The organism is Rhodococcus sp. ACT016 (genome assembly GCF_050477185.1).
In the GTDB taxonomy this organism is placed as follows: domain Bacteria; phylum Actinomycetota; class Actinomycetes; order Mycobacteriales; family Mycobacteriaceae; genus Prescottella.
The window spans coordinates 3540215-3565286 of record NZ_JBEAET010000001.1; the positions used below are offsets into that span (position 1 = coordinate 3540215).

A 25072-nucleotide genomic window follows, 5' to 3' on the forward strand; every position below is an offset into this window, starting at 1 on the left:
CAGGAGCCCACCCGTGCCCGTCGCACCCGACCCCAATCCCGCGTTCGCTGCCTACACCCATCCGGAGCGACTCGTCTCGACCGAATGGCTGTCAGTCAACCTGGGCGCCCCCGGTGTGAAGGTGGTGGAGTCGGACGAGGACGTGCTGCTCTACGACATCGGCCACATCCCCGGCGCGGTGAAGATCGACTGGCACCTGGATCTCAACGACTCGGTCAACCGGGACTACATCGACGGCAAGGCCTTCGCGGACCTGATGAGCCGCAAGGGCATCGAGCGCGACGACACCGTCGTGATCTACGGCGACAAGAGCAACTGGTGGGCCGCGTACGCCCTGTGGGTGTTCACGCTGTTCGGTCACCAGGACGTCCGCCTGCTCGACGGCGGCCGCGACGCATGGCTGTCGGAGAACCGCGACACCACGCTCGACGTGCCCTCGCCGGCGCCGACGCAGTACCCGGTGGTGGTGCGCGACGACAGCACGATCCGCGCGTTCCGGGACGACGTGCTGACGCATCTCGGCAACGGACCACTGGTCGATGTGCGGTCGCCGCAGGAGTACACCGGTGAGCGCACCCACATGCCCGACTATCCGGAGGAGGGCGCGCTGCGCGGCGGCCACATCCCGACCGCGGTGTCGATCCCGTGGGCGCGGGCCGCTGCCCCGGACGGCCGGTTCCGCAGCCTTCCCGAGCTCGAGGAGATCTACTCCGACTTTTCGCGGGACGACGACGTGATCGCGTACTGCCGGATCGGTGAGCGGTCGAGCCACACGTGGTTCGTACTGACCCACCTGCTCGGCTACCCGAACGTCCGCAATTACGACGGATCGTGGACGGAGTGGGGCAACGTCGTGCGGGTGCCGATCGTCAAGGGCGATCAGCCGGGAACCGTGCCCGGTTCTACCGAGGAAGCGGCGTCGTGAGCCTGCCGGAGAGCCTCGCCGAGATCGTCGACGACTTCGCCGCCGTCGACGGTCAGGACAAGTTGCAGCTGCTACTCGAGTTCAGCCGCGAGCTGGCGCCGCTGCCCCCTGAGCTCGAGCAGGGTGCGATGGAGCCGGTCCCCGAGTGCCAGTCGCCGCTGTTCCTGTCCGTCGACAGCAGCGACCGGGACAAGGTGCGCCTGCATTTCAGTGCACCCGCCGAGGCGCCGACGACCCGGGGCTTCGCGTCGATCCTCCATCAGGGGCTCGACGGGCACAGTGCCGCAACGATTCTCGAGGTTCCCGACGACTTCTATTCGGCTCTGGGGCTCGCCGACTCGGTCAGCCCGCTGCGGCTGCGCGGTATGAGCGCGATGCTCGCACGCATCAAGCGGCACCTCCGCTGAGCGTGCACCTCCCGAACCGGGACTGATCCGGGGAGCGACCCTCCCCGGCACCTTCACTGTGACAATGTTCACCGCTGCCACCGCGGCGGGACAAGAGACTGGATTCTCCACGATGGAATTCACCGAGCTCGCGGATTACGCGATCTCCCCCGGCATGCTCACCGAGTGGTTACCCGAAGCCACATCAGGCTGGGTCGACGACGGCCGACCGGCGTCGTACATCCACGAGGCGCACCTGCGCCGGACCGCCGACGGCACCCACGACGACGGCCGCGAATCGTGGCTGGGTGCGGCCTTCCGGCTGCCGGGCCAGCTCGACCACGACGCGTTCCGGGCTGCGATCGGCATGTGGATCGAACGCCACGAGTCGCTGCGGAGCCACGCCGCGCTCGGGCACGACGGACGCATCACCCGCCGCACCATCGACCCGTCGGGGATCGAACTCGACGAGGTTCGGCACGAGTACGAGTTCGACGCAGACACCGTGTACGAGCGGGTGCACGATCTGTTCGACGAGCTCACGTCGCCGCACCGCTGGCCGGCGTATCTGTTCGTGACGCTCGAGCACTCCGATCCCGAACCGGAGTGCACCGTCTTCTTCGCGGCCGACCACTCGATCATCGACGGCCTGTCGGTGGTGCTGGTCGCGCACGAGATCACCAGCCTGTACACCGAGGCGATGTCCGGTCCGCCGGCGTTCCTGGTCCCCGCGGGCAGCTACATCGACTTCGGGGCCGAGGAGCGCGCCGCGGCGGCGGTCGTCGATCACCGGCATCCCGCGGTCGAATGCTGGCGCTCGGCCTTCGTTCGCAGCAAGGGCCGGCTGTCCGATTTCCCGCTCGACCTCGGGCCGCGTCCGGTGGAACGGGTGGCGCAGGGCGCCTTCTCCGAGTGGGTGCTCGACGCCGCCGAAGCCGCTGCCTTCAACACCGTGTGTCACCGTGCCGGCCAGAACTTCTTCGCCGGTGTGCTGGCGTGCCTGGCGCAGGCGAGCGCGGAGCTGACGGGCAACACGGTGTTCCGGACGGTGACGCCGGTCCACACGCGCAACGATCCGCACTGGGCGACGTCACTGGGGTGGTTCGTCGGCCTGTCCCCCATCGAGTTCGACATCGCGGGGGCAGCCGACTTCGCGGAGTCCGCGGCCCGCGCGGCCGAGGCGGTGGCGTCGACGAAGTCGGCGGCGAAGGTGCCCTTCGCCCGGGTCGAGGAGGTGCTGGCAACCCCGATCCGGCCCCGGTTCGTCGTGTCGTTCATGGACGTCCGGTTCGTGCCGATGGCGCAGCAGTGGCCCGAGATCCAGGCCCGCGCCCTCCGCAGCCGCCACTACACGCACGACGTCTACATCTGGGTGAACCGAACGCCGCACGGCGTCAACATCTCCGCGCGGTTTCCGGGGACCCCGACCGCGACGGAGAACGTCCTGCGCTTCCTGGCGAGCACCCGGCGGGCACTGTCCGACATCGTTCCGGTCACAGCGGCCGTCGGTGCCTGAGCATCGGCCGCGTCGTCACCGTTCGTCCGCACCTCTACTGGTCAGTAGGGTTGCGGCGCCGAATCGAGCACTTAATGTGTAAGCGCTATCCGGTTACATCGTCTATCGGATTGATGCATACACTCCGATGAGATGCCAACAGATACCCGCCGGTGACCCCACAGGCGAACCACGGGGACAGACCATGCGAAACACAGGAGGCTCAGTGCCCACTCATGCCAGCGCGCAGATCACGAAGGTGCTCGTCGCCAACCGCGGCGAGATCGCTGTGCGGGTCATCCGAGCCGCGAAGGACGCCGGCTACGGCAGCGTCGCTGTCTACGCCGAGCCGGATGCGGATGCACAGTTCGTGAAGCTGGCGGACGAGGCGTTCGCCCTCGGCGGCCAGACCTCGGCCGAGTCCTACCTGGTGTTCGACAAGATCCTCGACGCCGCCAAGAAGTCCGGCGCCGACGCGATCCACCCCGGCTACGGCTTCCTGTCCGAGAACGCCGACTTCGCGCAGGCCGTCATCGACGCGGGCCTGATCTGGATCGGCCCCTCGCCGCAGTCCATCCGCGACCTGGGCGACAAGGTCACCGCCCGCCACATCGCCGAGCGCGCGAACGCTCCGATGGCCGCCGGCACCAAGGACCCGGTCAAGAACGCCGACGAGGTCGTCGAGTTCGCCAAGCAGTACGGCGTCCCGGTCGCGATCAAGGCGGCCTTCGGTGGTGGCGGTCGCGGCATGAAGGTCGCGCAGACCATCGAGGAGATCCCCGAACTGTTCGAGTCGGCCACCCGTGAGGCCATCGCCGCCTTCGGTCGCGGCGAGTGCTTCGTCGAGCAGTACCTCGACAAGGCCCGCCACGTCGAGGCCCAGGTCATCGCCGACCAGCACGGCAACGTCGTCGTCGCCGGCACCCGCGACTGCTCGCTGCAGCGCCGCTTCCAGAAGCTCGTCGAGGAGGCCCCCGCGCCGTTCCTGACCGACGACCAGCGGGCCCGCATCCACGCGTCGGCGAAGGCCATCTGCAAGGAGGCCGGCTACTACGGCGCCGGCACGGTCGAGTACCTGGTCCAGGGCGACACGGTCTCGTTCCTCGAGGTCAACACCCGCCTGCAGGTCGAGCACCCGGTCACCGAGGAGACCGCCGGCATCGACCTGGTGCGCCAGCAGTTCCTCATCGCCAACGGCGAAGAGCTCAGCATCAAGGAAGACCCGACCCCGCGCGGCCACTCCTTCGAGTTCCGCATCAACGGCGAGGACGCCGGCCGTGGCTTCATGCCCGCCCCCGGCCCCATCAGCGTCTACAAGGAGCCGACGGGCCCCGGTGTGCGCGTCGACTCGGGTGTCGTCCAGGGCGACGTCATCGGCGGCCAGTTCGACTCGATGCTCGCCAAGCTGATCGTCACCGGCGAGAACCGTGAGCAGGCCCTGCAGCGTGCCGCGCGTGCGCTCGCCGAGTTCGAGGTCGACGGCCTCGCCACGGTCATCCCGTTCCACCGCCACATCGTCGAGAACCCGGCGTTCATCGGCAACGGCGAGGGCTTCGACGTCTACACCAAGTGGATCGAGACCGAGTGGGACAACACCATCGAGCCGTTCACCGGTTCGGGTGCTGCCGCGGACGACGAGGAGAACCTGCCCCGTCAGTCGGTCGTCGTCGAGGTCGGTGGCCGTCGCGTCGAGGTCTCGCTGCCCGGTTCGTTCTCGGTCGGCACGAGCGGCGCTCCGGCCGGTGCCATCCGCAAGAAGCCGAAGGCGCGCAAGCGCGGCGGTGCCGGTGCGGGTGCCGCGTCGGGTGACGCCGTGACCGCCCCGATGCAGGGCACCGTCGTCAAGGTCGCCGTCGAGGAGGGCCAGGAGGTCGCCGAGGGCGATCTGATCGTCGTTCTCGAGGCCATGAAGATGGAGAACCCGGTCACCGCTCACAAGGCCGGTGTCGTCACGGGTCTGTCGGTCGAGGCCGGCGCCGCCATCACCCAGGGCACGGTTCTCGCCGAGCTGAAGTGACCTCTCTGTAGGTAACCCACCGCTTCACACTGTGCGCGCCTCGCGATTCGCGAGGCGCGCACAGTGCTGTTCGGGCAGTAGTCTTTACCGCATGTCCGACCTTCCGGAGATTCGCATCGGCACCGCCGAACGCGAGCAGGCCCTCGAGGCACTGACGCAGCACTTCTCCGACGGACGGCTCACGGTCACCGAGTTCGACGAGCGCAGCGGACAGATCACGTCGGCCACCACCCGCGGACAGCTGGACAAGGTGTTCGAGGATCTGCCGGCGCTCACGCCGTCCACGCCGGCACCGGTCGCTCCCGAGGCCCGGGACGCCGACCGTGAGAAGACGTGGCGCAACACTGTCATGGCGGTGATCCCGTTCGTGGCGCTGGCACTGTTCTTCCTGGTGCCGATCGACAACAGTTGGCTGTTCTTCCTCCTGATCCCCGCGACCGCGGCGATCCTGTTCGGTGGCAAGGACGGCAGGAGAGGACGCGGCGGCTGCTGATGGAACCGATCGAGATCAACGCCGGCTCCTGGTATCTGCGCGCGCTTCGCGCCGACGAGCGCGTCGACGACCGACCTGCGCTGCGCGACGGCGGCATCGACGACCCGGAGTACGTCACCGACCGTGCCCGCCAGTGGGCGGCCGGGGAGCACTGTTCGTGGGCGGTGTGCGAGCCGACGACGGGCGAACTGCTCGCCGAGGTCGGCCTGACCCCGACCGGCTCAGCCGGGGTCCTGAGCGGCTGGGCACGGCCGGGGCACGACGAGGCCCTCGCCACCGCCAGCGACGCCGTCCGACGCTTCGCGGAGGGCGCCCTCGGGCTCGCCCTCGCCGAGCGCTGAGAGCGGCCGCCGTGTTCGACAGATTCGACAAGCGCTTCGTGCCGCTCGCGATCGCCACGGTGATCGTGCTCGTGATGCTGTTCTCCCCCGGTTCGACCGTCCCGAGCGGGCCCGAGAACAGCGACAAGGTCACTCACGCGCTGATGTTCGCCGCACTGGCGCTCACGTCGCGCTATGCCCGCATAGGCGCAGCGTGGACCGCCGCGTGGCTGCTGGCGTTCGCGGCGCTCTCCGAGGTCCTTCAGGGCGCGTTGCCCATCCAGCGCAGCTGTTCGGTGTGGGACGCGGCCGCCGATGCCGTCGGCATCGTGGTCGGGTTGGTGCTGGCGCGGGTGCTCGCGCGGCGGTTGCGGATACCGGCCTGAGCACCCGCGCGGGGCGTCAGCCCTGCAGCAGGTGGTCGCGGATCGCCTGCTGGCCTTCGGCGCCGATGCCGAGCCCGTCGGCGAAGTAGCCCTCGATCGAGCCGAACGACGCGCGCATCTCGGCGAGGGCCGCGTGCAGGTACTCGGGCCGGACGCCGAGGACCTGCTTCAGCAGCTCCGGGTCCCCGCCGGCCGCGGTGAACTTGTCGAACACCGACTCGAACGCCGGCAGCAGTTGAGTGTTGGTGAGCAGGTATTCGTCGAAGACGTCGTCCTCGTCCACCCCGAGGAGGAGCAGCAGGGAGGCCGTCGCCCAGCCGGTGCGATCCTTGCCGGTCGTGCAGTGCACGAGCGCGGGCAGGGTGTCGCGCGCAGCCAGATCGGTGAACAGGGTGCGATACGACGCGATCGCGCTGGGCAGGGTCACGAAGTCCCGGTAGCTGCCGAGGAAGTACTCGATCGCACGGTTGTCGCCGAGCATGCTCACCGCGACCGACGGATCCGACATGACCGACTGCATCTGGGCGGGCACCGATCGCAGGGCCTTGTCGGCGAGGACGTCCAGCGGCACCTCCCGCGCCGACGGCGGCACCCGGTCGGGTGCCGCTTCCCGCTCCGAGTGGGTGCGCAGGTCGAAAACCGTCACCAGCCCGAGGTCCGCAAGCCGCGGCGCGTCGTCGACGGTGATCTTGCTCAGGTCCGTCGAGCGGTAGTAGCGGCCGAATCGGATCGAGGCCCCGTCACGCGTGCGGTAGCCGCCGATGTCGCGCAGGTTCGGGACGGACAGGATCGGGATGCTCGCACCCGGGATTGACGTCATGCGCCCGAATCTAGACGAGCCCGCCGGCCGAGGCTCTTCCGAGTCTCGGCCGGCGGGCGCGCGTCGTTCGAACGGGTGCGGTCAGCCGAGCTTCTTCGACCGCAGCTCGTGACCCTTGGACGTCTTGCAGCGCCCGGTCTCGAGGTCCCACTGCCAGCCGTGCAGGTTGCACGTCAGGTTGGTGCCCTCGACGACGCCGAACTTCGACAGGTCGGCCTTGAGGTGCGGGCAGCGGCGCTGGATCTCGTAGCCGCCGACCTCGATCGACGCGCTGTCGTCGTGGGCCTCGGCGAACCAGCCGTCGGCGTACGCGATGCGCTCGTCGGTGAGGCACTTGAAGAACGTGTAGAGGAACTCGTTGTAGCCGCCGACGCGCCACGCCTCGAAGCGGGTGGACAGGAAGATGGTGTTGACCCAGTCCGGTTCGTCGTCGCGCAGCACGGTGCGGACCAGTTCGGGCGCGATGCGGAAGCCGTACCGGTACTTGCCGTCGCCCTCCTTCGGTTCGCGGACCGTGCGGTTCGGGAAGTCGAGGACCACGGTCTCCTCCCCCATCACGAGGCCCACCGGGTAGCCGATGCCGTCGCAGATCACGTCGGACTGCGCCATGATCGGCTCGAACTTGGCCTTGAGCGGGCCGAGCAGCGGCTCCCCCTCTGCGGGCGCCCACGTGGCCTTCTCGGCCGCGATGACCGGAGCCATCCGCTGCGCCATGTCCTCGATGTAGGCGGCCTTGTCGGAGAAGATCTTCTCGACGTCGGCGTCCGGGAGGGGGTGCGCCAGCGTCGCCTTCTCGCCGTGGACGTCGACGGTCGAACCGGGGATCATCAGCAGGCCGCCGTCGTTGCCGTGGATGCGCATCTGCTCGAGGAACACGATCTGGTCGGGGAAGATGTTGCCCTCGTCGCCGTGGTCGTCGTTCAGGTCGCGCAGCGCGTCGTCGAGGAACACCGGCGGGCCGGCGGACGGCACGACCCACGTAGCGCCGACCTGCTCGATGTAGCTGCGGCAGCGGTCCATGCCGCGCTGACGCTTCTGCTTGCCGAAGTTGCGCTTGGTACCGGCCGGGATGTCGTAGACCATCGGGTACCAGATGGCGCCCGAGTACTGCAGCAGGTGGATGTCGATCTTGCCGAACGCCTCGAGCATCGGGTCCATGTCGACGGGGCGGGCGTCGTTCATGTTGAAGCACACGGTCTCGCCGTCGGAGACGACCAGGCCGGAGTCGCCGATCGGGCCGTCGGCCGGGGCACGCAGAGCGATGATCATGACGTCCAGGTCGCCCGCCTGGAGCGGAGCCTGCGGAGCGACCTCGATGCCACCGGGCCCGATCCGGTGCTTGACGGAGTCCTGGGTCTCGAAGAACTTGGTGAATCCCAGCTTGCGGAGTTCGCGCTCGAGGTCCGGCACCGGGTAGTCCGGGAGCAGGACGGTCGCGTCCTTGTTGACGTGCTTGGTGAGCGTCTCCGGGTCGAAGTGGTCCTTGTGCAGGTGCGAGACGTACAGGTAGTCGACGTTGCCGAGCACGTCCCAGTCGAGACCGGTGTTGTCCGGGAACGGGAACCACGACGCGAAGTACGCGGGGTTCACCCACGGGTCGCAGAGAATCGACCCCGCTTCGGTCTGGATGTGGAATCCGGCGTGTCCGACGCTGGTGATCTGCACTCGTCTGCCTCCTCGATAGACCGCGACAATCGTAACGAGACGAGACCCCGGCCCCACCCGCCGCACCGACGATGTGGGCCGAAACACCTGGTATGCGGGACTTGGTGCCCTAAGCGTCGACCTGGGCGAGTACCCGGTCGAGCGCGTCGACGGCCGCGTCGAGCTCTGCGATGGTCACGGTGAGCGGCGGCCGGAACCGGATCCCGCGGTCGCCGGTCGCGAGGAACAGCACGTGCTCGCGCTCGCGCAGGTCGGTCACCGCTCGGTCCCGGTACTCGGCTGTCGGCAGTGTGAGCGCGCACATCAGCCCGCGTCCGCGGGGCTCGGTGACGGCGTCGTGCCGGGCGGCGAGGTCCTCGAGCCGGCCGAGGAGGTGCGCGCCGCGCAGCCGGGCCCGGTCGATCAGCCGGTCCTCCTCGATGACCTCGAGGACGCGCCGCGCCCGGACCATGTCGGTGAGGTTGCCGCCCCACGTCGAGTTGATGCGGGAGCTGACCTCGAAGACGTTGTCGTGGACCTGGTCGACGCGGCCGCCGGCCATCACCCCGCACACCTGGGTCTTCTTGCCGAACGCGATGACGTCGGGGGTGACACCCAGCTGCTGGTACGCCCACGCGCTGCCGGTGAGTCCGCAGCCGGTCTGGACCTCGTCGAAGATCAGCAGCGCGTCGTTCCGGACGCACAGTTCGTGCATGCGGTGGAAGAACTCGGGCCGGAAGTGGTGGTCGCCGCCCTCCCCCTGGATCGGCTCGGCGACGAAGCACGCGATGTCGTGCGGGTGCTCGGCGAACGCGCGGCGCGCCTGGGCGAGCGCGCGGTCCTCCGCCGCGGCGACGTCGCGGCCGTCGGCGAGATAGGGCGCGTCGATCCGCGGCCACGCGAACTTGGGGAACCGCGCGATCTTGGTCGGGTCGGTGTTGGTGAGCGACAGCGTGTACCCGCTGCGCCCGTGGAACGCCTCGGTCAGGTGCAGCACCCGGGTGCCGAGCGCCGGGTCGCGCCCGGCCGCCTCGTTGCGCCGGCTCTTCCAGTCGAATGCGACCTTCAGGGCGTTCTCGACGGCGAGCGCGCCACCGTCGACGAAGAACAGGTGCGGCAGCGCAGGGTCGCCGAGAACACGCGCGAACGTGTCGACGAACCGGGCCATCGGCACCGTGTAGACGTCGGAGTTGCTGGGCTTGTTGATCGCGGTGGCGGCGAGTTCGTGGCGGAACGGGCCGTCGTCGGCGAGCGCCGGATGGTTCATGCCGAGCGCCGACGACGCGAAGAAGCCGAACATGTCGAGATAGGTGGTGCCGTCGCGCAGGTCGACGACATGGACACCGCTGGAGCTCTCGAGGTCGAGGACGAGGTCGTACCCGTCTGCGAGCATGTGCGCTCGCAGGACGTCGTGAACGCGCCCGGCCGGGAAGTCCGAGTCACCGGCCGCGGCGCGGACCGCGGTGCTCATACCCAAAGGCTACGTCAGCGTTCCGGACCACGTGGGGGCATCGAGGCTCGTACGATCGAGGGGCGATGGCCGAAATCCACGAGCTACGGTCGAGATTCGCTGCGGCGCTGTCTCGTATGTACGGCCGTGAAGTTCCGGCCTACTCGACGCTGGTGGAGGTCACCGGACAGGTCAATGCGGACTTCCTGGCGGCGCACCCGGACTCGGCGGAGCGGCTCGGCAGTATCGCGCGCGTGACCGCGGAGCGGCACGGCGCGATCCGGGTGGGGACGGCGTCCGAGCTGCACGACGTCGCCGTCCTCTTCGCCGGTTTCGGCATGTACCCGGTGGGCTTCTACGACCTGCGCGACGCGTCGCCACCAGTACCGGTGGTGTCCACGGCGTTTCGCCCGGTCGATCCCGGCGAGCTGGCCCGCAACCCGTTCCGGGTGTTCACCTCGATGCTCACGACCGCCGATCGCCGCTTCTTCGACGCCGATCTGCAGCACCGGCTCGAGTCCTTCCTGGAGCGGCGCCGACTGTTTCCCGACGTGCTGCTCGCCCTGGCCCGGCGGTCGGCGGACGACGGCGGCCTCGACGAGCCGCAGGCCGAGCGGTTCGTCTCGCTCGCGACAGCGGTGTTCGAGCTGTCCGGGGAGCCGGTCGACCGCGCGTGGTACCGCGAACTCGAGGCGGTCTCGGCGGTGGCCGCGGACATCGGTGGGGTGTCGAGCACGCACATCAACCACCTGACGCCGCGGGTGCTCGACATCGACGACCTGTACGCGCGGATGTCGGCGCGCGGGATCACGATGATCGACCGGATCCAGGGACCGCCGCGCTGGGCGGGGCCGGCGGTGCTGCTGCGGCAGACCTCGTTCCGGGCGCTGGCCGAGCCGCGCAGTTTCGTCGAACCGGACGGCTCGATCACCGACGGTGAGTTGCGAGTGCGGTTCGGGGAGGTGGAGGCGCGCGGGATCGCGCTCACCCCCGCCGGGCGCGCACTGTACGACGAGCTGCTGGAGGCGGATCCGTCGAACGCGAACGGGCTGTGGGACAAGCGGTTCCCCTCGTCCGAGGACGAAATGGAGAAGCTCGGCGCGGCGTACTTCACGTATCACGGCGGGGTGCGCGAGCCGATCGTCTACGAGGATTTCCTGCCGAAGTCCGCGGCGGGGATCTTCCGGTCGAACCTCGACGCGGACACCACCGCGCAGGCAGGCGCGGTCGGGACGGCGTACGACATCGGCTCGCTCGCCGGCGTGATCGGCCGCGAGGTCCACGACCCGTACGAGCTGTACCGGCGGCAGCAGGAGCAGTCAGGAAGGACACCGTCATGACACTTCCCGGCACCGGAACGATGGCGGCTCACGCGATCGCCGCGCTCAGTAGTTGCGGCGCAACACTTCCCGAGATCGTCGGCGATGCCGGCCCCGTCCCACTGACGGCGCGGACCCCGATCGACGGCTCGGTGCTCGCGTTCCTGCACCCCAGCACGTCCGCCGACATCGACGCGGCGATCGGCTGCGCACACGACGTGTTCGCGACGTGGCGCACGGTGCCGGCACCGCGGCGCGGCGCGGTGGTACGCCGCCTCGGGGAACTGCTCGCCGAACACAAGACGGACCTGGCCGACCTGGTGACGCTCGAGGCCGGGAAGATCCGCTCCGAGGCGCTCGGCGAGGTGCAGGAGATGATCGACGTCTGCGAATTCGCCGTGGGCCTCTCGCGCCAGTTGTACGGCCGCACGATGGCGTCGGAGCGGCCGGGTCACCGGCTGTCGGAGACGTGGCATCCGCTCGGGGTGGTCGCGGTGATCTCGGCGTTCAACTTCCCGGTGGCGGTGTGGGCGTGGAACACCGCGCTCGCGCTGGTGTGCGGCGATCCGGTGGTGTGGAAGCCGTCGGAGACCACCCCGCTCACCGCGATGGCGTGCGACGCGCTGCTGCGCCGGGCCGCCACCGAGTCCGGTGCCCCCGACGGACTGCACCACGTGGTGCTCGGGAGCGCGGTCGTGGGTGAGCAACTCGTGGGCGATCCGCGGATCGCGTTGGTGAGCGCCACCGGTTCGGTGCGGATGGGCCGGGCGGTGGCGCCGCGCGTGGCCGCCCGCTTCGGGCGGTGCCTGCTCGAGTTGGGCGGCAACAACGCCGCGGTGGTGACCCCGTCGGCTGATCTGGATCTCACGGTCCGCGCGGTCGTCTTCGCGGCGGCGGGTACCGCGGGCCAGCGGTGCACGACGCTGCGGCGGTTGATCGTCCACCGCTCGATCGTCGACGACGTGACGAACCGGATCGCCGACGCCTACCGGCAACTGAAGGTGGGCAACCCGTTCGACGACGGCGTCCTGGTGGGCCCGCTGATCGCCGGGGTCGCCTACCACGCGATGCATGCCGCCCTCGACACCGCGCGCTCCGACGGCGGGGTGGTGGTGACCGGCGGCGAACGGGTCGGCTCCGGGGCGTCGTTCTACGTGACCCCGGCGATCGTCCGGATGCCGTCGCAGACCGCGATCGTCCGGGCCGAGACGTTCGCGCCGATCCTGTACGTGCTCGCATACGACACGCTCGAGGAGGCGATCGCCCTGCACAACGGTGTCCCGCAGGGATTGTCGTCGGCGATCTTCACCACCGACCAGCGCGAGGCCGAGCGGTTCCTCGCGGCCGACGGCTCCGACTGCGGCATCGCGAACGTCAACATCGGGACGTCGGGCGCGGAGATCGGCGGTGCGTTCGGCGGCGAGAAGGAGACCGGTGGTGGACGCGAATCCGGTTCGGACGCCTGGAAGGCGTACATGCGCCGCGCTACCAACACCGTCAATTACTCGGACGAACTCCCCCTCGCGCAGGGCGTGGAATTCGGCCCGTCCTGAGACCGGGACGGCCGACCCTTCTCGAGTGGGGTGATCGCGGCCGGATCAGTGCCCCTCCGGTCGAAACTCGCTGTAGCGGCGCAACTCCCGCCGCGCGATGGCCCGCTTGTGCACCTCGTCGGGGCCGTCCGCCAGACGCATGGCCCGCAGGTGCGCGTACGTCATCGCCAGCGGGAAGTCGTCGGTGACCCCGGCGCCGCCGTGCACCTGAATGGCGCGGTCGACGATCTCGAGCGCGATGGCCGGCGCGGCCACCTTGATGGCGGCGATCTCGGTCTGGGCCTGCTTGTTTCCGACAGTGTCCATCAGATGGGCAGTTTTGAGGGTGAGCAGTCGGATCATCTCGATGTCGATGCGCGCCTCGGCGATCCAGTCCTGGATGTTGGCATTGTCGGCGATCGGCTTGCCGAACGTGACACGGGACTGGGCGCGCTTGCACAACAGTTCCAAGGAGCGTTCGGCCATGCCGATGGCCCGCATGCTGTGGTGGATGCGGCCGGGACCGAGACGGGCTTGGCTGATCGCAAAGCCCTCCCCTTCCCCCTTCAGGACGTCCGCGACCGGGACGCGCACGTTGTCGAACACGATCTCGGCGTGGCCCTCGCGGTCGTGGTAACCGAAAACGGGCAGGTTCCGCACCACGGTGACACCGGGCGCATCGATCGGCACCACCATCATCGACTGCTGCCGATGCTTCGGCGCGCCGGGGTCCGTCTTACCCATCACGATCAGAACTTTGCATTTCTTGTGCAATGCATTGGAGGCGAACCACTTTCGACCGTCGAGGCGGTATTCGTCGCCGTCGCGACGCATGGACAGCTCCACGTTGGTGGCGTCGGAGCTGGCCACGCCGGGTTCGGTCATCGCGAACGCCGATCGAATGGTCCCGTCGAGCAGCGGCTCGAGGTACTTCCGCCGGTGCTCGTCGGTACCGAAGAGCTCGAGCACCTCCATGTTGCCGGTGTCGGGGGCGTTGCAGTTGCAGGCCTCGGGAGCGAGGTGGCTGCGGCCCATGATCTCGGCCAGCGGCGCGTACTCGAGATTCGTCAGCCCCGCCCCGGTACCGGGATGGGGGTGGAACAGATTCCACAGTCCCCGCCTGCGCGCCTCCGCCTTGAGGTCTTCCATGACCGGCGGGTGGAAGTGCGGGTCTCCGGATTCGCGCATCTGGCGCTCGTACACCGGTTCGGCCGGGTACACGTGGGCGTCCATGAACTCGAGCAGCTCGGCCTGCAACGTCCGGGCGCGCTCGGAGAGATCGAACAGGGACATGGGAACTCCTGACGGGTGGGTTCGGGAGAGACGGGGCGCGGGGTCAGCGCAGCTTCGACCGGTATGCGGCCATCTGGTCGATGCCGGCTTCGACGAGGGGGCCGACGACGTCGCCGACGGCCGAGAATCCGTCGCCGACCGTGTGCCGGTTGATGTAGCGGTAGTGGATCCCTTCGAGGATCACGGCGAGCTTGAAGTACGCCAGTCCGAGATGGAAGCCGAACCCGTCGCGCGGTTCGGTGCCGCCGGAGCGGACGTAGACGTCCAGAATCTCGTCACGGGTGAGGAATCCGGGCGCATTGGAGGCGTCGGCGACGATGTCCGACTCGCAGATCTCGGCGAGCCGGTGGTAGACCAGCAGCAGTGCCAGGTCGGTGATCGGGTCGCCGAGCGTGGACATCTCCCAGTCGATCACCGCGCGGATTTCGTCGTTGTCGTCGACGAGCAGGTTGTCGAGGCGATAGTCACCGTGGACGACGCCCGGGTCCACCTGCGGCGGGACGGTGTCGGTCAGCATGCGGATCAACTCGTCGACGCCAGCGAGGTCGCGTGACCGTGACGCGTCGAGCTGGGCGGCCCATCGGCGCACCTGGCGACCGAGGAATCCGCTCGGGCGGCCGAAATCCTCGAGGCCGACCGCCGCGAACTCCACTCGGTGGAGCGCGGCGAGCGTTTCGACCATCCCGGTGCTGATGAGGCGCGTGCGTTCCGGTCCGACCTGCGCAAGCTGGGTGGCCGACCGGTACGGGGTGCCGGCGATGTCGTCCATCACGTAGAAGGGCGCACCGAGCACCGTGTCCTCGCCGCATTCGGCGACGATCATCGGGACGGGAATGTCGGTCCCGGCCAGGGCCCGCATGGCGGTCACTTCCCGCCCCATGTCGTGCGCGGTCGACAGCACGTGCCCCAGCGGCGGACGGCGAAGGATCCACGTCGAGCGCGCGTCACGGACCCGGTAGGTCAGGTTCGAGCGTCCTCCGGCGATGATGTCGGCACGCAGCGGCCCGTCGACCGTGGTCTGGTCCGCGAACCAGGCACGGAACCTGTGCAGGTCGAGGCCGGGAAGGCTTGTCGGTCCGACCGGGTCGGTCATCTCGTTGTCGGTGTTCATCGGCTCACGCGCCGGTCCGGGGAGCCTGATAGAGAGCGTCGAGGTCGCCGAAATGGGCTTGCTCGACGACCCTGCGCTTCATTTTCAAACTCGGTGTGAGGTGACCGGATTCGGTGGTCCACTGCTCGCCGAGCAGAGCCCAGGCCTTGACCTGTTCGGGTCGCGAAAGCTGCGCGTTGACGGCGGCGACATGCGCCGCGATCGCGTCACGAACCAGCGGGTGATTGCCGACGTCGACCGAATCCTCGGGTGAACTCGGGTCCTTCTCCGAGATCAGCGCGTGTGCGGCATCGGGATCGAGAGTCAACAGGGCGACGACGTAGGGCCGATTGCTGCCGTACGCGAGGGCCTGGGAAACCAGAGGTGAAGAGCTGAGGGCGGATTCGATTGCCACCGGGCTGATGTTCTTCCCACCGCTGGTGATGATCAATTCCTTCTTGCGGTCCACGACGCGGACGTAGCCGTCGGGATCGATGGAGCCGATGTCCCCGGTGGGCAGGAACCCCTCGGCATCGACCACCAGGTCGATCGCGCCATCGGGACGCAGGCAACCGGGGGTGACGTTCGGACCGCGGACCAGGAGTTCGCCGTCGTCGGCGACCCGGATGTCCATGCAGGGCAGCACCTTGCCGACGGTGCCGACGCGGGAGCCACTGAATTTGGCGGCAGTAACCAGCCCGGAGACTTCCGACATGCCCCATACGTCGGCGAGCGGCACGCCCATTGCTCGGAGGGTCTCGGCCAGATGGGCCGCGAGAGGGGCGCCGGCGCTGGGAGCCCAGACGACACGGTCCAGTCCTGCCTGCGCGAGGACGGTCTCCGCGTCGGCGTCCGCCGCCCGAGCCGACAACAGTGCGGCGATCTTCTCCCACAGGCGTGGCACCCCGAACAGAACAGTCGGCCGCGCCGCCCGGATCGTGGCGGGCAGACAGCTGGGGTCGGGGTTGAAGTACACCGTTCCGTGCAGGAAGAGCGCGAGGTAGTAGCTGATGGCTCGGTCCGCGATGTGAGCGAACGGGAGATGACACAGCGTGATGTACGGGTGAGCGAGTCCGGCCGCTTCAACGAGGGCAGCGGCGTGGGAGATCACATTGTCGTGCGTCAGCACCACCGCCTTGGGAGCCGAGGTGGTGCCCGAGGTGAAGATGACGGTCGCCGGCGTATCCCCGGCCACCTGGCCGGTGCGCTCGGCGAGCGCGTGCGGATTCCCGGACAGGAGCGCGCGCCCCTGCTCGAGGACTTCGCGGTAGGACGTCACCGTGGCAGGACCGACGGCACTGTCGAGGAGGGACTCGTCGAGGAGGATCAGACGTTCGATCCGGCCGCCCTTCAGCGCCGGCGACCACTGCTCGAGCTGGGTAGCTCCCTCGATGACGACGGTGCGCACGCCGGCGTGTTCGGCCTGATCGGCCACCTGAGCCGCGGCCAGAGTGTGATAGAAGCTGGTCGGGACGGCATTCGCGTGGAGGGTCGCGAGGTCGGCCAGCCAGTGCTCGGGGCGGTTGGCCATCATCAGCGCGACACGCTCGCCCGGCTCGACTCCCAGCGCAACGAGCCCGGCTGCGAGCCGGGTGACCTCCGCGCGGACGTCGTCGGCTCCGAGCGTCGACCAGCCGTCGGGGCCGGGCGCCGGCGCGTCCCAGGCCCGGCTCGCGGGGAGGGCCAGATCGGCGTCTCGCCAGACCAGGCGAGGACCGGCCTCGTCAGAGCCGTTGCGGGGAGATAACAGGTCGAGGAGTGTGCGCATGCTTGAACTCGCTCTCGAATACTAGGGGATCCTAGGCGGGGTGCGGTGGGGAGTGCAGAAGCGCTCGCGAGAGTCGGGTCACGGTCGTCACGACCTCGGAACGCGAGGGTGGTTCATCGAGACTGAGCGCCGCGGCGAGGACCGAGCGCAGCGCACCGATGATCGCTGCGCCGGCCAGATCGGCATTGATGTCGGTGGGGAGTTCGCCGGTGTGCTGGCCGTGCCGGATGTTGCGGGCCGCCATGTCGGCGTGCCGGCGCTGTCGTTCGGCGTCGACGCGGGTCGCGGCCGCCTCCTGCAGGAGACCTGCCGCGACCCGCCGGCCGAGGGGGTGCTCGTAGAGGAACGCCACCTCCAACTCGATGCGCAGCGTCTCCCGTTCGATCCACGTGGCCTCGGGCGCCAGTGGTGCGAGGAAGACGGCGTTGTCGTAGTCGTCGTAGAACTCGGCGACGACAGTCTCGACCAGGCCCGCCTTGCTGCCGAAGTAGCGGTGGATGACGCTCTGCGCGACCCCGGCCGCGGCGGCGACGTCGGCGATCTCCAGAGTGCCGTTCCTGCGGAGTTCGTCCTGCGCGGCCGCGATCAGCCGCTTCCTGGTCGCACGACCCTTGGCAGTGATCGGACGGGGCGAGGGCCCGGCCTGGTTGCTCGAGGAGGAGTTTGTTGCAGCGTTCATAGACGAGAACGTTAGGGAATGATCACGTGCTCCGGGTTGGGCTGCCGCTCGGCAGGACCCTGACTGTAGTCGCCGAACAGCCCGTCGCGCTCGGTGACCACGGCACGAACGCCGTCCGTCTGCGCCAGATCGATGAACCGCTTCGCATCCGGGGTGTTGCGCATCAGGCCGTCCAGAATCGGGCCGAGCGTCTGGGTGGAGGCCAGGCCCATGTTGTCGTAGGCCTGGTTCACGATCAGCTTCATCGCCGACAGCTGCGAGAGCGGGATGTTGGACAGTTGCTCGGCGAGCGTCGCCACGGTGGACTCGAGTTCGGCGAAGGGAACCGCCTTGTTGATCAGGCCGGCCTCGGCGGCCTCGGCGCCGCTGAGCGGCTTGCCGGTCAACGCGTACTCCTTGGCCTTGGTCAGGCCGAGGCGGTAGAGCCACATGCCCGAGAGGTAGCAGCCCCACATCCGGCTGTACGGCGTGCCGATCATCGCGTCGTCGCTGGCCACGATCAGGTCGGCGGACAGCGCGAAGTCGCTACCGCCGCCCACGCACCAGCCGTGCACCTGGGCGATCACGGGCTTGGACGTCCGCCACACGGAGAGGAACTTCTGCGTCGGCGCCACCTGCGGCGCGGTCGAGAACGCGAAGTCCTTGCCCGGATCCCACTGACCGTCGGTGTTCATGTGCGAGTCCCAGTGGTGGAAGCCGCCGCCGAAGTTGTATCCGCCGCAGAAGGAACGCCCGGCACCACGGAGGACGATGACCGACACGTTCTCGTCCAGGGTGGCGATGGCCACCGCCTTCTCCACCTCGTCCGGCATCGGCGGAACGATTGTGTTCAGTTGCTCGGGCCGGTTGAGGGTGATGGTCGCGATCTTGCCCTCGGTCTTGTAGAGGATCGTTTCGAATTCCGGTGCTTGCGTCATGCCTACACGGAATCATGTGGCGGCCCTCACGTCAAGAAGTGACTTCACTTCTCTTTTTGACAGCCGACGCGGCCGGTTCGACCCGCCGCGGAGCGGAGGTCAGTCCCCTTCGGCCCGCCGCAGCCGCGCGTCGTAGTCGGCCCGTGCAGTGGCGTCGACCCTGGTGAGCGCGCGTTCGCCGCCGACGACGCGCCGGATCAGGGACACCAATCGTTCCGGCGCGACGGCGAGTCCGAGGTCGAGGCCGGCGAGGTAGCCGGGCACCGGGGTCTCGGCTCGGCGGGTGCGGACGGTGCGCACGACGGCGGCGGCGATGTCCTCAGGGTCGACGGTGGGCAGGCCCTTTCCGAGCGGGATGCCCGACGTGAGCGTTGTGCGGACCGCGCTGGGCAGCACCGTGGACACGCTCACGCCGCGCTCGGCGAACTCGAGCCGGGCGGCGGCCGAAAGTCCCACGGCCGCATACTTGCTCGCGTTGTAGACGGCGAGCCCGGGGATCGCGATCTTGCCGGCCAGCGACGCGACGTTCACGACGTGCCCTCGTCCGCGTTCGATCATGCCCGGCACCACGGCGCGCATGCCGTGGATCGGACCCCACACGTTGACGTCGAGGGTCATCTCCCCAGTCGCGTCCGCCTCGTCGAGGAAGCCGCCGACCGGCATGACGCCGGCGTTGTTGACGAGGATGTCGATCGGCCCGACCTCGGCCAGGCACGCGTCCCACGACGTCCGCGAGCGCACGTCGAGCACATGGGCGGTGCCCACGCTCGCGGCGGCGTCGGTGACCGCGACGCGGTCGATGTCCGCCAGGGCCACGGTCGCCCCGCGCGCGGCGAACGCCGTCGCGGTGGCTCGGCCGATGCCGCGCCCGGCGCCGGTCACCAGCACACGTGCGCCGGGGATCGAGATCTCGGGATACCGGCTCACGACGACACCTCCTGCCCCGTCGATGTCAGGTAGGCCGCGGCGTCGAAGCGCCGCAGCCGCTGTCGCATGTGGCCGGTCGACCACGGCCAGTTGAAACTGTTGCGGCCGTTGACGTCCAGGAAGTAGCTCTGGCAGCCGCCGGCGTTGTAGACGGTGGTGCCGAGTGCCTGCTGCACCTCGGCGTTGAACGCGGCCTGCACCTCCGGCCGGGTCTCCATCCGCGTCCACCCGGCGGTGCGCGCCGCCCCGATCGCCGCGGCCAGGTAGTCGAGTTGCGCCTCGAGGATCATGAACGCCGACGTGTGCCCGGTGCCGAGCGCCGGACCGAGCAGCACGAACGCGTTCGGGAATCCGGTGACGGTGGTGCCGAGGTACGCCTGCGGGCTACCCTTCCAGTGGTCGTCGAGGCTGCGGCCCTGCCCGTCGAACACCCGGCCCCCGATGGGCATGTCGAGGATGTGGAACCCGGTGCCGAAGATGACGGCGTCCACCTCGCGTTCGGCCCCGTCGGCGCCGACGACGACGTTGCCGCGCACCGAGTGCACCGCGTTGTCGTGCACCTCGACGTTGGGGCGCCCCAGCGCGGGGTAGTACGTGTTGGACATCAGCAGCCGCTTGCAGCCGAGTGTGTAGTCCGGCGTGAGCGCCCGGCGCAGTTCCGGATCGCGCACCTGGGCCCGCAACTGGATGCGGCCGATCTGCTGGATCACCCGCAGGATCCACGGGTTGCGGAAGCCGACACCGAGCGTCTCCATGACCCCGTACTCGATGCGCCGCAACGCCTTCAGCGCCCCGGGCACCGCGCTCATCACGGCCCGCGCCGCACCGGGCAGCGGGGTGTCGGGCTTGGGCAGCACCCACTGCGCGGTCCGCTGATACAGGTGCAGCTGCCCCACGTGCGGAGCGATCTCGGGCACGAACTGCACCGCCGAGGCACCGGTCCCGACGACCGCGACCCGCTTGCCGGTGAGGTCGTAGTCGTGGTTCCAGCGCGACGAGTGGAACACCTCGCCGGTGAACCCGTCGAGCCCGGGGATGTCGGGGATCAACGGTTGGTTCCACGGCCCCGCCGCCGCGATCACCGCGTCCGCGGTGAACGTTCCGTTCGAGGTGTCCAGCGTCCACCGCCGGGTCGCCTCGTCCCACTGCGCGCGGAGCATCTCGGTGCCGAACTCGACGCGTTCGTGCACGCGGTGTTCGGCGGCGGTCCGTTCGATGTACTCGCGGATCTCGTTCTGGCCCGCGAACAGTCGGCTCCAGCCGCCGTTGGGTGCGAACGAGTACGAATACAGTGCGGACGGGACGTCGCACGCGCATCCGGGATACGTGTTGTCGCGCCAGGTCCCCCCGAGGGCGTCGCCCTTCTCGAGGATCACGACGTCGTCGATCCCCATCCGCAGCAGCCGGATCACGGCCCCGATGCCGGAGATACCGGCGCCGACGACGATCACCTCGTGGTGGCGGGTCATGCGCGGTCTCCTGTCGTGAGGGCGCGGTCCACGGCGGTCCGGGTGCTGCGCAGCGAGTGTTCGAGGGTGGCGAGGCGGCGACGGTCGTCCATGAAGTTCGGGCCCATCACCGCGAGATCCTCCGCGGTCGCGTCGATCCGGATCACCCGCGTGCCCGACGCCTCGAGCGCGGCGATCTCCGCATCGAGGCCGGCACTCATCCAGTTCCGCAGGATCAACCGTTCGAGGATCGCGGGTCCGCGACCGGGGATGCGGCCACGAGAGGCCATGGGCGCCAGCACGATCACCTCGTCGAGCCCGCGTCCGGCCAGCAGATCGGCGGACGCGGTGGACGCCGCGCCGCCGTCGACGAAGCGCCTGCCGCCGATCCGCACCGGCGGCATCCAGCCGGGAATCGCCCACGACGACCGCAGCGCCTGCGACAACGTCGCGTTCGGCGCCCCCTGCGCGCCGAACGCCACCCGCTCACCGGTGGCGTAGTCCATGGCGACCAACCAGGTCTCGGGATGCGGCACCCAACCGCGGGCGTCGGCGACACCGCTCGCGAGGCGGTCCAGCCAGCCCGCATCACCGCCGCCCTCGGGGAGCAGCCCGCTGAGGGCGGTGACGGTCGGCAGCCCGCGCCGCAGCAGCGCGGGCGAACCGAGCCGCGGCCGCGGCACCGGCGGGATGCGCCCCGGCGCGCCGGCCAGATGTCCGGACAGCGCGGGATGCGTCGACTCCCCCAGTTGCATCGCCAGGATCTCGTCGACGCCGATGGCGCCCCCGAGCATCGTGACCAGTTCCGCACCGGCGGACGTGCCGACGAGGACGTCCGCGCCGCGCGGGTCCCAGCCGAGCACGTCGCGCACCGCCACCAACGCCGCCACGGTCCACGCCGCCCCGAGCGTTCCCCCGCACCCGATCACCACGCCGCGCCTGAGATGTCTGTCACTCGACGTCATAGTCAGGGAGCTTACAGAATTCAGATACCGTCGGTACCCCAAACTTCGGAGAGAATGACCGAATGCCACGTTTGACCAGATCGGAGAGCCAGGCCCGGACCCGGGCCGAGTTGCTCGCGACGGCCCGCGACCTCTTCCTCGCCGACGGATACGCCGCGACGTCACTCGAGAAGGTCGCCGAGACCGCGGGGTACTCGAAGGGCGCGGTGTACTCGAACTTCCGCGGCAAGAAGGAGCTGTGCCTCGAAGTGCTGGACCTGATCCATTCGTCGAAGTTCGAGGAGATCGCGAACCTGCTGACACACGAGACCCCGAATCTCGACGCGGTGCTGGGGCGCTTCCAGGACTGGGCGGAGCGAACCCTCGGCGATGTGGGATGGACGATGCTCGAATTCGAGTTCATCGCCACGTCGCGTCACGATCCCGAGGTCCGGGCGGCACTGGCGTCCACCCTGGCCATGGCACACGGAATGGTGGTGACGCTGCTGGATTCACTCACGACCACCACCGGGGTCCGACTGCCGATCCCGCTCGACGACGCGGCACGCACCGTCCTCAGTCTCGGTGTGGGTCTGGGGATCCAGCGCGCGATCGACCCCACCGTCTCGGCCCGGATCGTCACCGACAACCTGCGCGCGCTCCTCGGCCGGAGCCTGCCTCTCCCCGACTCCGAGGCAGGTTCCCGCTGATTCGCCGCACGAGGCCGATCAGTTGAGGGTGGCGATGAAATCGAAGATGGCGGGCTGAACCGCCGGGTTGTTGTTCGTGATTCCAGTCGCCGCTCCGATCGCACCACCGATCATCGCGCCCGGGATGCAGCCGACGAACAGGAACAACACGCATCCGACGACCGCACCGACCCCGGCGCCGATCTGCGCGTTGATGGCACCACCGTTGAACCAGCCCTGTTCGATCTGCCGAACCATGTTGTCGTAGGCGTCCTGGCGGGCGTCCACGTTGTTCAGTGCAGCGACTCCCTGCGCCGGGATCTCCGGGGTGAGGGTGAGCCGGTTCCCGTCGATCGACGGTGCGAGCGGCACGTTGGTGCCCGCCACCGGATAGGTCAACGGGATGGTGCCGACCGTGGCGCCCGCGGGATCGACGATGTCGACCGCGTTGCCGGCGACACGGAAGGTGCCCGCATCCAGGACGGTGTCGAGCGATGTTCCGTTCGCACCGATCTGGGTCTGGTAGTGGATCGCGCCGGCCGGTGGTGGAGCGCCGGGTTCGGCGTACGCGGTCCCACTGGCGACGCCGAGCGCCGCGATTGCCAGTACAGATACGGCCGCAGTCTTGTGGAGTTTCACGGGGAGCTCCCTCCTTACAGGAAGACGGCCCCGACCTGGTCAAAGACCGTCCGGAACATCCACTAGACTAGTTAGTGGAGGCCGGTCTGTACGGCCTAACCGAGATTCGATACCGAATCTCGAGGTTCCGAGACGACGTGTCCCGTCGCCCACCGCGCAGCGCCCGGCGATGTCCGATTCGACCGCATAGCGATGTTGCGGGGACCGCGAATCCGCGGCCCGCCACCCGGCTCACGTCGTAGCCGCGCGCCGTGAACATTGGATGAATCCTCACGCGATCCGGCCGGCGGTATTGAACAATTGTCCAAATTAGGGTGCGATCTTGTGCGGTGCCCGGGCCGCTCCGGCTCACGGCACCCGCGGGCGTCTCGCTCGTGACGCGATCACCACGAGGACGGGTTGGGGCACAGCATGGGTCGGACACGACGCAGACTTCTCTCGAGCGCGGTCGCCGCCGCGCTGACGGGGGCACTGGTCTGCGGGAGCGCAATCGCGTACGCCGCGCCGGACGAGCCCGCCCGAGCCCAGGAAACCACCTGCGTGGGATCGAACCAGGCGACCATGGGCGCGATCTTCGACGCCGTGCTGCAGGCCTCGAAACCGATTCTGCCGCAACCCTTCCTCGACAACTACGCGGACATCCGCGCGGAAGGACACCAGCGGCTGAACTCCACGGGCATCAGCACGCTCGCGGTCTCCAACCCAGCGGCGACGCAGTCGACCGATCCCGACGCGGGCATCAACCAGTACGGCGACCCGATCACCCGATACATCGTCACCCAGCTGATGAACGTCAAGAACGGCGAGGAGTCGGCGGTCATCCGCGCCGAGAACCTGACCCTCGGACAGGCCGTCGAGACCGCCTACTTCCTGATCTACACGACCGCTCTGGTGCCGGCGAACATCATCGCCGGAATGATCCCCTCGATGGTCAGCCTCGGCCCGGTCAGCGCGGGGATGCTCATCAGCCTGCCGCTGAAGCTGGGCGCGAAGGGATTCGCGCTCCTCTACGACGCCACCCAGAGCCAACTCGAGCGAAGCTGCCTGGTGTGGGCGGATCGGCGTGCGATCGACGCGGCGGGCCGACCGGATCGGGAGGTCGATCTCGGCTTCGAGACCCCGGTGTTCGTGGAGGACCTCGCCGCGAGCCTCTCCATCGCCGGCGCGGACTGCCCGCCCGTCACCGAGATGACCCTCGCGCACGTGCTGTCCCGGACGGTCGACTACCTGCGTTCGACGAGCCCCGGTCCCGACAGCACTCAGCAGATAGAGGACCAGCAGGCACGGCTGGCCTGGATCCTCGACCACGCGATGGTCCCATCGGGACTGATTCCGGCCGATCCGGACGACTTTTCGACGATCGAGACGCTGTTGTCGACCGCCCTCGGGCTGGTGCCCACCGTCGGCGGTGCGGCGACGGACGTGCTGCTGGGCCTGGTGCACGACGGTTTCGCCGGCGAGAACCTTGCGGAGGTTCAGCCGCTCGGCACGGTGCACGTCGGTGATGCGCTCACGGCCGCGTACTTCGCGTACTCGTTGACCACCCAGGTCATGGAGATCGGATACGACACCGCCACCGACGCGCTGTCCCCGGTCGCGACGGCCGCCGCGGGCGGCGTGGTCAACCCGTTCGACTGGATCCCGTCGCCGTTCCCGCTCGTCAACGCGCCGAACACGTACGGGCTGTCGACCTACCACCATGTCCTGAGTTCGGTGTGCGTCACCGACAACGCCCCGACGGAGGGCTGATCCGAGCACGCGAGTCTCTCGCCTGATCGCGTCGGTTCCAGCGTGGGGCGACCGACCCACAGAGGAAACCGATCGTTTGATCTGGAAGCTACTACGAGGGCGGGCGTGACGCCGGGCAGCGGTGTGTGTCGGTGAGTCCAGG

The 25072-nt window shown here is 69.0% G+C and carries 23 protein-coding genes; 11 read left to right on the plus strand and 12 right to left on the minus strand.

The features are described 5' to 3' along the window. Nucleotides 1-13: 13 nt before the first annotated feature. The 7 genes from ACQ5DX_RS16310 (at nt 14) to ACQ5DX_RS16340 (ending at nt 6022) form a co-directional block, all read left to right on the plus strand. Complete coding sequence (locus tag ACQ5DX_RS16310) at nt 14-925, plus strand: sulfurtransferase (protein ID WP_430333578.1); 912 nt, start codon at nt 14-16, stop codon at nt 923-925. Then, nucleotides 922-1332: a SufE family protein gene (locus ACQ5DX_RS16315; RefSeq protein ID WP_430333579.1), complete on the plus strand. Its 411-nt coding sequence runs from the start codon at nt 922-924 to the stop codon at nt 1330-1332. The genes ACQ5DX_RS16310 and ACQ5DX_RS16315 overlap by 4 nt, the downstream gene beginning before the upstream one ends. 112 nt (nt 1333-1444) lie before the next feature. Then, entirely contained in the window at nt 1445-2827 is a 1383-nt protein-coding gene (locus tag ACQ5DX_RS16320) for a condensation domain-containing protein (protein ID WP_430333580.1), read from the plus strand. Nucleotides 2828-3032: 205 nt separating this feature from the next. Continuing rightward, nucleotides 3033-4823: an acetyl/propionyl/methylcrotonyl-CoA carboxylase subunit alpha gene (locus ACQ5DX_RS16325; protein ID WP_430333581.1), complete on the plus strand. Its 1791-nt coding sequence runs from the start codon at nt 3033-3035 to the stop codon at nt 4821-4823. Nucleotides 4824-4914: 91 nt separating this feature from the next. After that, nucleotides 4915-5316 carry a DUF1707 SHOCT-like domain-containing protein gene (locus tag ACQ5DX_RS16330; RefSeq protein WP_430333582.1) on the plus strand — a complete coding sequence of 134 codons (402 nt, stop codon included), beginning with the start codon at nt 4915-4917 and terminating at the stop codon, nt 5314-5316. Further along, entirely contained in the window at nt 5316-5657 is a 342-nt protein-coding gene (locus ACQ5DX_RS16335) for a hypothetical protein (protein WP_430333583.1), read from the plus strand. The genes ACQ5DX_RS16330 and ACQ5DX_RS16335 overlap by 1 nt, the downstream gene beginning before the upstream one ends. 11 nt (nt 5658-5668) lie before the next feature. Continuing rightward, entirely contained in the window at nt 5669-6022 is a 354-nt protein-coding gene (locus tag ACQ5DX_RS16340) for a VanZ family protein (protein ID WP_430333584.1), read from the plus strand. A gap of 16 nt (nt 6023-6038) precedes the next feature. Here the strand turns inward: ACQ5DX_RS16340 and ACQ5DX_RS16345 are convergent, their stop codons facing one another. The 3 genes from ACQ5DX_RS16345 to lat form a co-directional block, all read right to left on the minus strand. After that, a complete protein-coding gene (locus tag ACQ5DX_RS16345) occupies nt 6039-6842 on the minus strand; it encodes a tyrosine-protein phosphatase (protein WP_430333585.1) in 804 nt (267 codons plus the stop codon). Nucleotides 6843-6923: 81 nt separating this feature from the next. Next, nucleotides 6924-8507: a Rieske 2Fe-2S domain-containing protein gene (locus ACQ5DX_RS16350; RefSeq protein WP_430333586.1), complete on the minus strand. Its 1584-nt coding sequence runs from the start codon at nt 8505-8507 to the stop codon at nt 6924-6926. A gap of 109 nt (nt 8508-8616) precedes the next feature. Then, entirely contained in the window at nt 8617-9957 is a 1341-nt protein-coding gene (lat, locus tag ACQ5DX_RS16355) for an L-lysine 6-transaminase (RefSeq protein WP_430333587.1), read from the minus strand. Between the two features lie 65 nt (nt 9958-10022). Between lat and hglS the strand changes: the two genes are divergently transcribed. Beyond that, entirely contained in the window at nt 10023-11276 is a 1254-nt protein-coding gene (gene hglS, locus ACQ5DX_RS16360) for a 2-oxoadipate dioxygenase/decarboxylase (RefSeq protein WP_430333588.1), read from the plus strand. Next, complete coding sequence (amaB, locus tag ACQ5DX_RS16365; RefSeq protein ID WP_430333589.1) at nt 11273-12808, plus strand: L-piperidine-6-carboxylate dehydrogenase; 1536 nt, start codon at nt 11273-11275, stop codon at nt 12806-12808. Before hglS ends, amaB begins: the two co-directional genes overlap by 4 nt. Nucleotides 12809-12853: 45 nt before the next feature. Here amaB and ACQ5DX_RS16370 read toward each other — a convergent pair whose 3' ends face one another. The 8 genes from ACQ5DX_RS16370 to ACQ5DX_RS16405 all read right to left on the minus strand — a co-directional run bounded on the left by ACQ5DX_RS16370 (nt 12854) and on the right by ACQ5DX_RS16405 (nt 21874). After that, nucleotides 12854-14080, minus strand: coding sequence for an acyl-CoA dehydrogenase family protein (locus ACQ5DX_RS16370; protein ID WP_430333590.1), 1227 nt, complete (start codon nt 14078-14080; stop codon nt 12854-12856). A 43-nt stretch (nt 14081-14123) separates the two neighbouring features. Further along, nucleotides 14124-15191: a phosphotransferase family protein gene (locus ACQ5DX_RS16375; protein ID WP_430333591.1), complete on the minus strand. Its 1068-nt coding sequence runs from the start codon at nt 15189-15191 to the stop codon at nt 14124-14126. A gap of 4 nt (nt 15192-15195) precedes the next feature. After that, nucleotides 15196-16938, minus strand: a complete 1743-nt coding sequence (locus tag ACQ5DX_RS16380) for an AMP-dependent synthetase/ligase (protein ID WP_430333592.1) — start codon at nt 16936-16938, stop codon at nt 15196-15198. Between the two features lie 31 nt (nt 16939-16969). Further along, nucleotides 16970-17617, minus strand: a complete 648-nt coding sequence (locus tag ACQ5DX_RS16385; protein ID WP_430333593.1) for a TetR/AcrR family transcriptional regulator — start codon at nt 17615-17617, stop codon at nt 16970-16972. An 11-nt stretch (nt 17618-17628) separates the two neighbouring features. After that, on the minus strand, nt 17629-18534 hold the full coding sequence (locus tag ACQ5DX_RS16390) for a crotonase/enoyl-CoA hydratase family protein (protein ID WP_430333594.1): 906 nt from the start codon (nt 18532-18534) through the stop codon (nt 17629-17631). A 99-nt stretch (nt 18535-18633) separates the two neighbouring features. Beyond that, nucleotides 18634-19461, minus strand: coding sequence for an SDR family oxidoreductase (locus tag ACQ5DX_RS16395; protein WP_430333595.1), 828 nt, complete (start codon nt 19459-19461; stop codon nt 18634-18636). Next, the gene (locus ACQ5DX_RS16400) at nt 19458-20930 is read right to left on the minus strand and encodes a flavin-containing monooxygenase (protein ID WP_430333596.1); all 1473 of its coding nucleotides are present in this window, start codon (nt 20928-20930) and stop codon (nt 19458-19460) included. The genes ACQ5DX_RS16395 and ACQ5DX_RS16400 overlap by 4 nt, the downstream gene beginning before the upstream one ends. After that, nucleotides 20927-21874 (minus strand): patatin-like phospholipase family protein, encoded by a 948-nt coding sequence (locus ACQ5DX_RS16405; RefSeq protein WP_430333597.1) that lies wholly within the window; start codon nt 21872-21874, stop codon nt 20927-20929. The genes ACQ5DX_RS16400 and ACQ5DX_RS16405 overlap by 4 nt, the downstream gene beginning before the upstream one ends. A 62-nt stretch (nt 21875-21936) precedes the next feature. Here ACQ5DX_RS16405 and ACQ5DX_RS16410 point away from each other — a divergent pair, with 62 nt between their 5' ends. Further along, complete coding sequence (locus ACQ5DX_RS16410) at nt 21937-22563, plus strand: TetR/AcrR family transcriptional regulator (protein WP_430333598.1); 627 nt, start codon at nt 21937-21939, stop codon at nt 22561-22563. Nucleotides 22564-22581: 18 nt separating this feature from the next. On the opposite strand, the gene ACQ5DX_RS16415 is transcribed toward ACQ5DX_RS16410, so the two are convergent. After that, nucleotides 22582-23181: a hypothetical protein gene (locus tag ACQ5DX_RS16415; RefSeq protein WP_430333599.1), complete on the minus strand. Its 600-nt coding sequence runs from the start codon at nt 23179-23181 to the stop codon at nt 22582-22584. Between the two features lie 411 nt (nt 23182-23592). Here ACQ5DX_RS16415 and ACQ5DX_RS16420 point away from each other — a divergent pair, with 411 nt between their 5' ends. Continuing rightward, the gene (locus tag ACQ5DX_RS16420; RefSeq protein ID WP_430333600.1) at nt 23593-24930 is read left to right on the plus strand and encodes a hypothetical protein; all 1338 of its coding nucleotides are present in this window, start codon (nt 23593-23595) and stop codon (nt 24928-24930) included. Nucleotides 24931-25072 lie beyond the last annotated feature (142 nt).